The sequence below is a fragment of the Prochlorococcus sp. genome (genome assembly GCF_965655815.1).
GTDB classification, from domain to species: domain Bacteria; phylum Cyanobacteriota; class Cyanobacteriia; order PCC-6307; family Cyanobiaceae; genus Prochlorococcus_A; species Prochlorococcus_A pastoris.
Genome location: NZ_CBFHHZ010000002.1, coordinates 72,695 through 85,035, shown reverse-complemented (window position 1 = coordinate 85,035; position 12,341 = coordinate 72,695). Strand labels below are relative to the sequence as shown.

The following is a 12,341-nucleotide window of genomic DNA, read 5'->3' as shown; positions in this document are numbered from 1 at the left end:
ATTAAATAATGAGGGAATTAAAAACTATTGGAATTACCGGCGCATCAGGAGCATTAGGGAAAGAATTAACAAAAATATTTCGGGGGAAAGGATATAAAGTTATAGGGTTTACTCATAGTAAAAATAATTTTGAAATAAACAACGAATCTCCCAATGAATGGATTGAATGGCAATGTGGGAAAGAATTCTTATTAAACAAGCACCTAAAAAAAATTGATATCTTAATTTTGAACCATGGAATCTACGACATAAGTAAAGAAAATTCAAATTATGAAAATTCAATAGAAATAAATGCTTTAAGTAAATTAAAATTTCTAAATTTATTTGAAGAAATTGCTTTCAAAAAAAACTCATCAATTGCAAAGGAAATTTGGATAAATACCTCAGAAGCAGAAATATTACCAGCTTTAAATCCTTCCTACGAAATAAGTAAATCGCTTATCGGTCAAATAGTTTCCTTTAAAAAAAACCTTCTAGACAATCATGAGAAAAAAAAATTAAAAATTAAAAAAATTATTTTAGGTCCTTTCAAGTCAGAATTAAACCCTATCGGAATTATGAGTGCAGAATTTGTATCTAATAACATTTACAATTTTGCTAATTTAAATTTTTTTTTAATAATCATTAGCCCCAACCCTCTTTCCTACATTCTGTTTCCCATTAAAGAGTTATATATTTTTTTATATTGTAAATTTTTAAAGATATCTAAGATTAGTAATTAAAAATCTCTGTCTGTCAAAATTTCGATACCATCTTTCATTACAACGATTGTATGTTCCCATTGTGCTGATAAATTTCCATCTTTTGTTATCACTGTCCATTTATCATTTAAAGTTTTACAATACTTGGTGCCTTGATTAACAATAGGTTCTACAGCTAATGTCATACCTTCACGAAGAACAACATTAGGTAATTCGTTAGTTCGGAAATTAAACACAGATGGTTCTTCATGAAGGTTTCGACCTACTCCATGACCTGTATAGTCCTCAACTACACTGAATCCATTGGATTTAACAATATCTTCAATTGCACCTGCGATATCAAGCAGAGTATTACCTGATTTAATTTTCGAAAGTCCTGCAAACAACGCTTTAAGGGCTACATCACTAAGTTTTTGGGCTTGCTCACTTACTTCACCTACACAAATAGAGATACAACTATCTCCATGAAAGCCATCTAGATAAGCCCCAGTATCAATTTTAACAAGATCTCCATCATTAATTATTTTATTTTTGTTTGGTATACCATGAACAACTTCATTATTAATACTTGAACAAATACTTGATGGGAATCCATGATAACCCTTAAAACTTGGCACAGCACCCATTTCTCTTATCCTCTTTTCCGCAAAATCATCCAAATCTTTTGTACTCATTCCTGGTTTTATGAGGTCATTTATTTCTCTCAAAACTGTTCCAACAATCCTACTCGATTTCTTCATCAAATTTATTTCCCTTGAAGACTTTATTTCGATTCCTCTTCTTCTTTGGATAAAAGAAACTTGATCATTGGATTTAGAATTATTTTTATTTAATAAAAGATCTGCAAAATGTTTCATTGGAATAAATAATAGTAATAGGTAAATATGATCGAAATAGCCATATTCCTCATGGCTACATCAAATCTAACAGTAAGAAAAACAGAAAATGAAATTTATTACTAATTCTAGGCAATTTCATAAATCTTTGGCACCTTGGGTTTTCCTCCCATTATTCATTTCAGCTTTAACAGGTACATTCTATAGGGTCTGTAAAGATTTATTAGGCTACTCAAGAGATGAAGTTCACTGGTTAATGTCTCTACACGAAGGGGAGTGGCTTGGAGATAATGGAGAACTTGTCTACGTAATCTTGAATTCTTTAGGACTTATTTGGATGCTAATAACTGGGTTTCAAATGTTTTCAAAAAAAATTTCATTTCCTAAAAAGGTTACTAAAAGCGAGTCGAAAGGTTAAAATAATAATCTTGTATGATTATTGAGCATAAAATGGTAAAAGAGAAACAAGAAACTGAGTCAGAAATCATTAATGAAACTGACACTCCCACAGAATTGACTGTTGAGAAGCAAGGTAAAGAGCTAATTGCCCAAACAAACTTAAGTTCATCAAATTTAATCAAGGAATTTGAAAGAGAGCAATTAAAAAAACAATTGCCCGAAATATATGTTGGAGATACGGTTAAAGTTGGAGTAAAAATTACAGAAGGTAACAAAGAAAGGGTTCAACCCTACGAAGGAGTTGTGATTGCGAAGAGACATGGTGGACTCCATCAGACCATTACAGTAAGAAGGATTTTTCAAGGTATTGGAGTGGAAAGAGTATTTATGCTACATAGTCCTCAAGTTGCCTCTCTAAAAGTAGAACGTAGAGGTAAAGTAAGAAGAGCTAAGCTATTCTATCTAAGAGATAGAGTAGGAAAAGCTACTCGCGTAAAACAACGCTTTGATCGATAAGGTTGTAAAGTTATTTCAACCTAACGGTCATAAAGGCGCTTATAATATTTTTATTGCGTCGTTAGTTCAGTTGGTAGAACGCAGGTCTCCAAAACCTGATGTCGGGGGTTCAAGTCCTCCACGACGCGTTTGGATCAACATTTTGTAAATTATTTTTTTCATTTAGATGGAGTTAGATCTTCAACCTGGGGACGTAGTTAAAGTCCTCGAATCAGCTGCTCTAGGATGGGTTCGTGCAAGAGTTATCAGAGTAAAATCTGGTGGGAGAGTTGTTGTTCAAAGCGATCAAGGCAGAGAATTTACAGCTCGAGGTAATCAAGTTCGATTAATTGAACCAGCAGGCTTTAGGCCTTAAAGAAAAATTAATAAGTTCCCTTCTAAAAAAAGAAACTAAACTATTTCTTTAAATCCTCAAATTTATGAATTTTTTTTTATTACAACAACATTAATAAAGTATTATGGTTTGATGATTTTAAACTCAGTTATCTAATTAAATTAGAATAAAAATTCTGGGACCGTAGTTCAACTGGTTAGAGCACCGCCCTGTCACGGCGGAAGTTGCGGGTTCGAATCCCGTCGGTCCCGTTCTTTTCTAAAGGAAATTGGAAAAACGTTTAAGGTTAGCACCCAGTCCAACTGGTTTATTACACATAGGTACAGCAAGAACAGCTTTATTTAATTGGTTATATGCTAGAAAAATAAATGGGAAATTTCTGATTCGAATTGAAGATACAGATATTGTACGTTCTAAATCTGAATATACTACAAATATATTAAATGGATTAAATTGGCTAGGACTTAATTGGGATGAAGAGCCCATTAACCAAAGCAAACGAGTTTCTGTTCACAAAAACTATATTAAAAGACTTTTAGAGAGTGGAGCTGCATATAGATGTTTCACTTCAGAAAGTGAGATCCTTGATCTTAGGAAAAAACAAAAAGAAAGTGGTTTGCCACCCAAGCACGATAATAGACATAGAAATCTTACGAGAAAGGAGATTAAAGAATTTATATCTCAAGGAAAATCATCTGTAATAAGGTTTAAAATTGATGATGAAACAGAGATCAAATGGGAAGATCAGATTAGAGGCGAAATTAGATGGCAAGGTAAGGATCTCGGGGGCGATTTAGTTTTATCAAGAAGAGCTTTAGGTGATGAGATAGGAAATCCTCTATATAATCTTGCTGTTGTTGTAGATGACAATTTTATGAATATTACTCATGTTGTAAGAGGTGAAGATCATATCTCAAATACTGCAAAACAAATATTGATTTATAAAGCTTTAAATTTTAAATTACCAATTTTTTCTCATACGCCTCTAATTTTAAATAGCGAAGGTAAAAAGCTTTCTAAACGTAATTCTGTAACTTCTATCGATGAATTCAAAGAGATGGGATACTTGCCTGAGGCTTTAGCCAATTATATGGCATTTTTAGGATGGTCTATAAAATCCCCTGAGAGTGAAATTCTTTCCTTATCAGAGATATCAGAAGTTTTTAATTTGTCAGATGTAAATAAAGCTGGTGCCAAATTTAATTGGGAAAAACTTAATTGGATTAATTCCCAATACATCAAGAAAATGGAACTGACGCAATTAAGTAAATTTATTAAGAATTACTGGAATGAAATGGGTTGGGAATCTCCCTCTACAGAATGGGATTTGAAATTGACAAATTTAATTCAAGACTCAATGATTCTATTAAAGGATGCAATTGATCAATCAAAACCCTTTTTTATCTTGTCCCAAATGAAAAAAGAGGGGGAAGAATTTCTAGAAAGTAAAAAAGAGGTAAAAGAATCGTTGAAGTACATCCTTTTTTATTTAAAAGAAGAAAATATAACTAAGGTTAATAAGGATAACGCTCGAGAAATAATCAACAAAATTACAGTTAAACACTCCATCAAAAAAGGGATTTTAATGAAATCATTGAGAGTAGCTTTTTTTGGGTGTCTAAGTGGACCAGATTTAATTCAAAGTTGGGAATTATTCTCTGAGAACAAAATTGATATCCCTCTAATTGAAAGATGTTTTAATTAACTATATTTCCTTGTCAATTAAATTTAGAAAATTCGCCAGAGGTTTTGCCGTCAGTCCTTGAATACCAACTGTCATCAATATTGTTAGAAATACCAAGCCTTGGAGACGACCTGCACCAAGGACTCCTGCCTGCTCAAGTCTTATTGAAAAAAGAGAGGCAACAGCGGCAGTAACTATCCCTCTTGGCGCTAGCCACGATAAAAACACCCTTTGTTTTACATCTAATTCTCCTCCCATAGTTGCCAGTGATATAGAAATCGGACGCACAATTATCATCAACATTAATACGCAGATAATCCCCCCCCAACCTAATGGACTTAACTCTCCCCAAGAGACATCAGATGCCAGAAGAGGGAAAAGAACTGTTATGGATAGTTGAGCTAATTCTCCAATCAAATTATCTAATCTTTCTTTATCAATAATTTCTCTTTTTCCTACAATAAATCCTGCAGCAACAGAAGCTGGTAAACCTGATTCAGGCAAAATATATTCACAAATGCCATATACAAGAAAAATAAATCCTAATGTAACCTGAAGCTCAATTCCAAATGATGCCTCGTTTTTTATTTTCTTTAAAATTTCAGACAGCAACCATCCAGAACTTATACCTATCAAAACTCCTCCACCTAATCTCTGCATTAAGGCAATAAACACCTCCTTAATTCCATGTAAATCTCCCAATATTAGTTCTAATAACAACAAAGCGAGCACTGCCCCGATGGGTTCAAGAACCAATCCTTCAGCTTTTAGGACCTCGGATAGTGGAGATACTAATTTTATTTGGTCTACTAAGGGTGAAACTACTGTCGGTCCAGTGGCAAGAACTATCGCACTATAAACTCCAGCTACTGGCCATGATAGTCCTGCCAGCCAATGAGCTATAAATATTCCTGCTGATAATGAAATAAATAATCTTATTAACGAAATTCTTAAGACAGTATTTCTAATATTTCCTTCAGGTAATTTTAAATTTAACCCGCCTTCAAATAAAACTAAACAAACCAAAAGTCCAACTATAGTTTCAAGTCCCTGTCCAAGATCAAGTGGCTCAACTAGCCCGAACCCTGAGCGTCCAATAAATAATCCAGAAATTAATAAAATTACTACACTTGGAAATCCAGAGACAGAAGAAATTAAACGTGCGCATGCCCCTGCAAAAACAGTTATACCCCAAAGTAAGCCGAGCCTTTCAGGCGTCATAAATTTCTCTTTATTATAAAAATATTAATTAATTTGATTAAATCAATAATCCTATTTTAAGTCCACTATAAACAATATTTATTAATTAAATCTAATTAAAGATTTAATTAATAAAAACCTCTTATGAAGATTAAGAACAAAATTTTTTAATTTAAATTATATAGATGAAAATTTACTAATCAAAGCAATAACAATCAATATTATTCCAATTCCTATCGTCGCCATTCTTCCGTTCCAAATTTCTGCTTGAGGCGTAAAGCCTCTTTTCCATAAATTAAGCTCTTGTTTATCAACAACCTTTTTTGTTTCTTTAAGATCTATTTTTGATTCTTTTTTCATTAGTACTAGAAAGGAGGTTTTTTTTCATAAAGAGTATTTGCTTGGTCAATAGGGAGTCTTCCTGAAATGCCCAATTTAAGAGAACTTTCATATGCCTTAAATTTGAGTCTAAATAAGGCAGCGGCTCCAATCATCGCTGCATTATCTGTGCAAAGATTTATTGGAGCTAAATGAACTTTAATAGATTTTTTACAAGCTTCACTAATCATCATTTTTCTTAACGTATCATTAGCCGCGACTCCACCTACAACGACGATATTATCTAAACCATAATCATTTGCACATTTTATTGTCCTCTCTACCAACACCTCTGCTACAACCCTCTCAAAACTTGCAGCAATATCTGGAATTGGTATTTCATCCCCATTTAAATTTATTTTCTCAACCAATCTTAATACAGCCGTTTTTAAACCACTAAAAGAGAAATCATATTTCAAAAACCCCCCTTCCTTATCAGAGATCTTGCATTTAGGTAAATTAAATTTTGAGGCATTACCCTTTTTTGCGATTTTCGCAATTGCAGGACCTCCAGGATAACTAAGTCCTAATAATCTTCCTACTTTATCGAACGCTTCACCAGCAGCGTCATCATAACTTCTGCCAAGTCTTTGCATCTTTCTTCTCTCACCAACTTTTATTAATTCAGTATGTCCACCACTAACAAGTAAGGATAAGAAAGGAGGTTTGGGATAATTTTTTGAAAATAATATTGACGAAAGATGTCCTTCTAAGTGATGTATCCCCAAAAAAGGTTTTGAGTATAAAGTACATAGTGATCTTGCAGTTATAGAACCAATCCTTAAACAGCCAACTAATCCTGGTGTGACAGTTGAAGCTATAACATCAATTTCTTCAATACGAATTTTTGATTCTTCTAAAGCTTGTTCGAGGACAAAAGGAAGTAACTCTAAATGTTTTCTCGCTGCGAGTTCTGGGACCACGCCTCCCCATTTAGAATGATCTTCAATTTGTGATGCAACAATATTTGAATGTATTTTATAAATATCACCACTATTAGAAACAATTGAGACAGACGTCTCATCACAACTTGTTTCAATAGCTAGAACTTTGTGCATATTTGATTCGATACTGTTTTATTTTAATAATAATTTCTTAATTAAAACATCAAAGGAATTAAAGATTGCAACTTATGAAATTCTTTTTTTCAATCATAACTTCGGTTTTTCTCTTTCTTGGAATAACCCCAATTGCTTTAGCAGCTAATGGACCAGCATTAAATGCAGATAGAGCTAGCACAGAATATACAGCCTCAGCTCTAACAACATGCTCAGAAAATCCTAAATTTATTGAACGAGCAAGTACTGCTAAAACGCAAAAAGATATCACAAGATTTGAAAGATATGGCAAAGCAGCTTGTGGTGACGATGGATTGCCTCATTTAATAATAGGTCCACCACTTGAACCATGGGGAGCACTCTTAAATAGAGGTCATGAAGGTGACTTACTTATTCCAGGTGTATTATTCATCTATATTGCAGGAATTATAGGATGGTCTGGAAGAGAGTATTTGATTGAATCCAAAAAGACTAAGAACCCAGCAGACCTTGAAATTATTATTGATTTAGACTTGGCGAAAAAATGCCTTATCAAAGGTGCTCAATGGCCCCTCTTAGCCAATAAGCAAGGAAGGAACGGTGATTTAAGAGAAAAAGATAATAATATTACACTTAATGGTCCTAGATAAAACATCATCCCACACAATTCTAAAAATCAAATGCTTAAAATCTTCAACACAAAATTTATCAGGTCAGCTCCAGTGGTTGCAGCAGTTTGGCTAAGTCTTACAGCTGGAATAATTATTGAATTTAATAGATTTTTTCCTGATTTATTATTTCATCCGATGAGCTGAGATTTCAAAAAGAACTTTCAAGACTTAATTATTTTGAAAACCTCTTTTACTGTCTCATCAACATCATGATTTGTTAATACAAAATCAAATTGATTTGAGGATGCAATTTCGTAGTTGGCTCTGCTAAGTCTTCTATCAATTGCCTCCTCTTTTTCAGTACCTCTATTTCTTATTCTTTTTTCTAATTCTTCTTTGCTAGGAGGCAAAAGAAATATTGATAAAGATTCTGGGAACTTTTCTTTAATTTGTTTTGCACCTTCAACTTCAATTTCAAGTAATACAATAAATCCCTTTTCAATCTTTTCATTAACAGTAGATAAGGGGGTTCCATAATAGTTTCCTGCGAATTGGGCCCATTCAAGAAATTCTTTTTTATCGATCATATCTTTAAACCTTTCTTCACTTATAAAGTAATAATTCAAACCATCATTCTCTCCAACTCTAGGATTTCTTGTTGTTGCAGAAATAGAAAGCCAAATATCTTTATTTCTATCTAAAAGTTCTTTAACAACAGTACCTTTCCCAACTCCACTAGGGCCTGTGATAATTATTAGTTTTTTTAAATTTTTCATATTAAAATTTTTACAGTAAAGTAAATGTTGGTGAATAATTTTTAGAAATAATGCAAAAGGGTGTACCTCAGATAATGGATATTACATCTATAAAATCTGTATTGCATGATTTATCAGAAGAAGTTTTACCGTCAAGGTTTGAAACTGCTCAACAACCCGAACCTAATATAATTCAATTCTGTTTAAGAGGAATAAATAACCAAACTTGGATAGAAGTATCTTGGGATAGTGATTCTCCACGAATTCTTACAATAAATAGGCCTGAAAAAATAGGAACTGAAAGTACACTCTCCAAACAACTAAGATACGGATTGAAATATATGGCTTTGGTTTCCATAGAACAAGATAAATTTGAGAGAGTAATTAAATTTGGATTTGCAAAAAAGCCAGGTGATGAAATAAAAAAATACTTAGTTTTTGAATTAATGGGCAAACACAGTAATATTTTTTATTTAGATAATAATCAAAAAATAATTGCAGTTGGCAAACAAATAAAATCTAATCAATCTAGCTTTCGTGTCGTTTCTACTGGATCTATCTATTCAGAGCCTCCCTCAAACATGAAAAAGGAGCCTAGTCCAAATGAATCTTATGAAGAATGGAAAGAGTCTATTTCTTCAGTTCCAGAATCACTTAAATACTGCTTAATAAATACTTATCAAGGTGTAAGTCCAATACTAACAAAGCAACTTGAAACTTTTAGTAATCTGGAAAGTGTAGAAATAATGAACAAAAATATTGATTTCATAAGTGAAACCAACTTAAAAAAGATATATCAAAGTTGGAAAATATGGATTGAAAGATTTAATAAAAATAACTTTAATTTTTCAATTTTTGACAATTTTTTTTATTCAGTTTGGTTTTTAAAGAATGAAATAATTAACAAAGATAATATTGATCAAATTGATGGATTAGAAAATTATTATAATTTTCATTTAAAACAAAAAAAAATTGAGGCCTTAATAAAAAAAATTGATGGGATAATTTTTAAACAAACAAATCTTGAGAAAAAAAATTTTAAATTGCAATCTGATCTTTTAATTAACTCCGAAAATTATCAACTATATAAAGAAAAGGCTGACAAAATATTCATGACTCATGAGATACAAAAACAAGATATTATCAAAGGCCAAAAGCTTTATAAAAAGTCAAAAAAACTAAAAAGAGCACAAAATTTAATTAAAGAAAGGATGAATATTTATAAAAATAAACTTGATAGATTAGAAGAATTTAGTGCTCTATTAGATAACTTAAATTCTCTAAAAAATGAAAATCCGACAACTAGACTCAATTTGCTGGACGAAATTAAAGCTGAAATTTGTCGAGAGTTTAATTTGAGAATCAAAAATATAAGAGAACAAACAAAAGACGCATCTGGATTAGAATCATCTCCAATAGAAATAAATACCCCGAAAGGCTTAACAGTACAAATAGGAAGAAATATGAGGCAAAATGATCTAATAAGTTTTAAGTTTTCCAAAAAAGGTGATCTTTGGTTCCATGCACAAGAATCACCTGGAAGTCATGTTGTTTTAAAGTCTTCATCTCAAATCCCATCAGATGAAGATATTCAAATATCAGCAGATTTAGCAGCTTTATTTAGTAAAGCAAAAATGAATTTTAAAGTACCTATTAGTCTTGTGAATATAAAAGATCTCCAAAAAATCACAAAGGGAGGTCCTGGTTGCGTTTCATTCAATAATGTAGAAATTCTTTGGGGTAATCCTACAAGAGGAAAAGATTACATCAAAAAAAATCTTAAAAAAGCAATTTAGCCTATAATAAGAAAAATAATTTTGTTAAATGTTAGATTTTCTACTTGGAACACACGAATTTTTAGGTAATCATAGTTTCCCAGAATTTATTGTAGGGTACTTGTTCGGAGCAGCATTAATTATTGGAGCCCCAACTGTTTTTCTATTACTTGCTTTCGTAAGTGCTTTGATGAAAACAAATGGAAAAATGGGTGGTTATAGAGAATATGAAACATATGGAGAATCTTCTTTAAATGATGCTCCTCCATTTTTATTACCTGATCCGACGAATCCAAAATTAAGTAAATAGTTCTTAGCTACTAATAATCAAAATTACGCTTTTTATAAAAAAATAAATGTTTATCTATTTCAAACTATAAAATCAGCTTAATAATGAAGAGGAAAGAAGATAGTAAGAATAATAATTATGATTCGATGAGTTTTACTGATCATTTAGAGGAGTTAAGGCAAAGATTACTAAATTCTATTTATTCGATATTAATTTGCATTTTTTTTAGTTTTTTAATAATTAAGCCTTTAATTTCATTTTTAGAGATTCCTGCAAGTGATATACATTTATTACAACTTGCTCCTGGAGAATTTTTATTTGTTGCCATAAAAGTAGCAGGATATAGCGGGATAATCGTCTCTATTCCATACATTTTTTATCAATTAATATTATTTATTTCTCCAGGTTTAACTAAAAAAGAAAAAAACCTAATTTTACCGGCTGTTTTTGGATCAGGTTTATTATTTTTTCTTGGCTTGCTTTTTTCTTGGTGGATATTAGTTCCCGCGGCAATAAATTTCTTTATAAATTTTGGAGCTGATATAGTTGAACCAACATGGTCCATAGAGAGATACTTTGATTTTGTTTTATTGTTAATGTCAAGTACTGCAATAGCATTTCAGTTACCAGTTTTGCAATTCATTCTTGGTTCACTTGGAATTATTACTACAGAAAAAATGCTATCAAATTGGAAAATAGTGGTAATCTCCTCTGCGATCTTATCCGCAGTAATTACACCTTCAACAGATCCTTTAACTATGTCATTGCTCTCAATTTCGATAATTTTTCTATTTTTTGTAGGAGCTGGGCTAACTTACGTATCTGAAAGCCTTAAATCAAAAACTCTTTCATCCTCTCATTAATGTGTAGTTGAAGGCTTACAGCTCTTCCTAATCTTGGTTTTGAATTTACTTTTTTAAGCCATTCCCTTACTTCATCTGAATAACCGCATCTATTTAATATTTCAATTTTATCTGCTATTGATTTTTTATATTCCACTTCATTTAATGGAAAAGATTCTTGTCCTAAAAAACCCCACATCATTTGAAAATATAAATATTTTCCTCTTTTAAAAAGTCTAAAGTCATATTTTTTACCCCATCGATGAATCAAGTAATGGATAATCTCATCTACTACCAAAGGTTTCATAATTTAATAATAAACAATCTCATAAAAACTTATACTTTAAATTATTAAAAGTCCTATCTATTTGCAACAGAAATCATGCAATTTGATTCATAATAACTAATAAATAACAGTCTCAAGTATCGAATGACTCAATTAAGTTCCAATGAAGTCCCATCCATGGGTCGAAGGCAATTTATGAATCTTCTTACATTTGGAACAGCAACTGGTGTCGCATTAGGAGCTTTATATCCTGTAGCAAATTATTTTATGCCACTAAGAGCTGGCGGCGGTGGCGGCGGAACTTCTGCAAAAGATGAATTAGGTAATCCAGTAACAAAGACCGGTTGGCTAGCAAGTCATCAAGCAGGAGATAGAAGTTTAGTTCAAGGTCTCAAAGGAGATCCAACTTACTTAATTGTTAACAGTGAAGGAGAGATAGGAGAATTCGGACTAAATGCTATATGCACCCATTTAGGATGCGTTGTTCCATGGGATAGCGGTGCGAATAAATTCATATGTCCTTGTCATGGAAGTCAATATGACACAAATGGGAAAGTAGTAAGAGGACCTGCCCCTTTATCTTTGGCCTTGGCGCATGTTGATGTAGATGATGATGCTGTACTTGTAAAACAGTGGTCAGAGACAGATTTTAGAACTAATGAAAATCCCTGGTGGGCCTAAGAGAATGATTAATTTTA

At 32.1% G+C, this 12,341-nt stretch carries 16 protein-coding genes, 2 tRNA genes and 1 pseudogene; 13 read left to right on the top strand and 6 right to left on the bottom strand.

What is annotated here, in order from left to right; genetic code table 11:
* The first annotated feature begins 8 nt into the window (after positions 1–8).
* On the top strand, positions 9–722 hold the full coding sequence (locus ACTF45_RS03565; protein ID WP_288347978.1) for an SDR family oxidoreductase: 714 nt from the start codon (positions 9–11) through the stop codon (positions 720–722).
* On the opposite strand, the gene map is transcribed toward ACTF45_RS03565, so the two are convergent.
* Positions 719–1,558 carry a type I methionyl aminopeptidase gene (gene map / locus ACTF45_RS03560; protein ID WP_288347979.1) on the bottom strand — a complete coding sequence of 280 codons (840 nt, stop codon included), beginning with the start codon at positions 1,556–1,558 and terminating at the stop codon, positions 719–721. The two genes, ACTF45_RS03565 and map, sit on opposite strands and share 4 nt — an antisense overlap.
* Before the next feature lie 88 nt (positions 1,559–1,646).
* Here map and ACTF45_RS03555 point away from each other — a divergent pair, with 88 nt between their 5' ends.
* From ACTF45_RS03555 to gltX, 6 genes and pseudogenes are all read left to right on the top strand, one after another.
* Complete coding sequence (locus tag ACTF45_RS03555) at positions 1,647–1,955, top strand: PepSY domain-containing protein (protein WP_288347980.1); 309 nt, start codon at positions 1,647–1,649, stop codon at positions 1,953–1,955.
* 137 nt (positions 1,956–2,092) lie between these two features.
* Positions 2,093–2,452, top strand: a pseudogene (gene rplS / locus ACTF45_RS03550) (50S ribosomal protein L19); the annotation flags it as partial.
* Between the two features lie 55 nt (positions 2,453–2,507).
* Positions 2,508–2,580, top strand: a tRNA-Trp gene (locus ACTF45_RS03545).
* A gap of 38 nt (positions 2,581–2,618) precedes the next feature.
* Positions 2,619–2,807 (top strand): hyperconserved protein Hcp, encoded by a 189-nt coding sequence (locus ACTF45_RS03540; protein WP_006043540.1) that lies wholly within the window; start codon positions 2,619–2,621, stop codon positions 2,805–2,807.
* A gap of 156 nt (positions 2,808–2,963) precedes the next feature.
* A tRNA-Asp gene (locus ACTF45_RS03535) sits at positions 2,964–3,037 on the top strand.
* A gap of 17 nt (positions 3,038–3,054) precedes the next feature.
* The gene (gene gltX / locus ACTF45_RS03530; protein WP_288347704.1) at positions 3,055–4,491 is read left to right on the top strand and encodes a glutamate--tRNA ligase; all 1,437 of its coding nucleotides are present in this window, start codon (positions 3,055–3,057) and stop codon (positions 4,489–4,491) included.
* Here gltX and ACTF45_RS03525 read toward each other — a convergent pair whose 3' ends face one another.
* The 3 genes from ACTF45_RS03525 to tsaD all read right to left on the bottom strand — a co-directional run bounded on the left by ACTF45_RS03525 (position 4,492) and on the right by tsaD (position 7,106).
* The gene (locus tag ACTF45_RS03525; RefSeq protein WP_288347705.1) at positions 4,492–5,691 is read right to left on the bottom strand and encodes a cation:proton antiporter; all 1,200 of its coding nucleotides are present in this window, start codon (positions 5,689–5,691) and stop codon (positions 4,492–4,494) included.
* 156 nt (positions 5,692–5,847) lie between these two features.
* Positions 5,848–6,030, bottom strand: coding sequence for a high light inducible protein (locus ACTF45_RS03520; RefSeq protein WP_288347707.1), 183 nt, complete (start codon positions 6,028–6,030; stop codon positions 5,848–5,850).
* Positions 6,031–6,035: 5 nt separating this feature from the next.
* Positions 6,036–7,106, bottom strand: coding sequence for a tRNA (adenosine(37)-N6)-threonylcarbamoyltransferase complex transferase subunit TsaD (gene tsaD / locus ACTF45_RS03515; RefSeq protein ID WP_438949357.1), 1,071 nt, complete (start codon positions 7,104–7,106; stop codon positions 6,036–6,038).
* A 74-nt stretch (positions 7,107–7,180) separates the two neighbouring features.
* Between tsaD and ACTF45_RS03510 the strand changes: the two genes are divergently transcribed.
* Positions 7,181–7,735, top strand: coding sequence for a Photosystem I reaction center subunit III (locus ACTF45_RS03510; RefSeq protein WP_438949356.1), 555 nt, complete (start codon positions 7,181–7,183; stop codon positions 7,733–7,735).
* 30 nt (positions 7,736–7,765) lie between these two features.
* Positions 7,766–7,900, top strand: a complete 135-nt coding sequence (gene psaJ, locus ACTF45_RS03505) for a photosystem I reaction center subunit IX (protein ID WP_011132104.1) — start codon at positions 7,766–7,768, stop codon at positions 7,898–7,900.
* 17 nt (positions 7,901–7,917) lie between these two features.
* On the opposite strand, the gene gmk is transcribed toward psaJ, so the two are convergent.
* Entirely contained in the window at positions 7,918–8,472 is a 555-nt protein-coding gene (gene gmk / locus ACTF45_RS03500) for a guanylate kinase (RefSeq protein WP_288347710.1), read from the bottom strand.
* Positions 8,473–8,546: 74 nt separating this feature from the next.
* Between gmk and ACTF45_RS03495 the strand changes: the two genes are divergently transcribed.
* The 3 genes from ACTF45_RS03495 (at position 8,547) to tatC (ending at position 11,378) form a co-directional block, all read left to right on the top strand.
* The gene (locus ACTF45_RS03495; protein WP_438949461.1) at positions 8,547–10,247 is read left to right on the top strand and encodes an Rqc2 family fibronectin-binding protein; all 1,701 of its coding nucleotides are present in this window, start codon (positions 8,547–8,549) and stop codon (positions 10,245–10,247) included.
* A gap of 28 nt (positions 10,248–10,275) precedes the next feature.
* Positions 10,276–10,536 (top strand): hypothetical protein, encoded by a 261-nt coding sequence (locus ACTF45_RS03490; RefSeq protein ID WP_011819846.1) that lies wholly within the window; start codon positions 10,276–10,278, stop codon positions 10,534–10,536.
* Between the two features lie 83 nt (positions 10,537–10,619).
* Positions 10,620–11,378, top strand: a complete 759-nt coding sequence (gene tatC, locus ACTF45_RS03485; protein ID WP_288347711.1) for a twin-arginine translocase subunit TatC — start codon at positions 10,620–10,622, stop codon at positions 11,376–11,378.
* Here tatC and ACTF45_RS03480 read toward each other — a convergent pair.
* Positions 11,347–11,664 carry a DUF3067 family protein gene (locus tag ACTF45_RS03480; protein ID WP_011132099.1) on the bottom strand — a complete coding sequence of 106 codons (318 nt, stop codon included), beginning with the start codon at positions 11,662–11,664 and terminating at the stop codon, positions 11,347–11,349. The two genes, tatC and ACTF45_RS03480, sit on opposite strands and share 32 nt — an antisense overlap.
* A gap of 123 nt (positions 11,665–11,787) precedes the next feature.
* On the opposite strand from ACTF45_RS03480, the gene petC reads away from it, so the two are divergent.
* Complete coding sequence (gene petC / locus ACTF45_RS03475) at positions 11,788–12,324, top strand: cytochrome b6-f complex iron-sulfur subunit (protein WP_438949355.1); 537 nt, start codon at positions 11,788–11,790, stop codon at positions 12,322–12,324.
* Positions 12,325–12,341 lie beyond the last annotated feature (17 nt).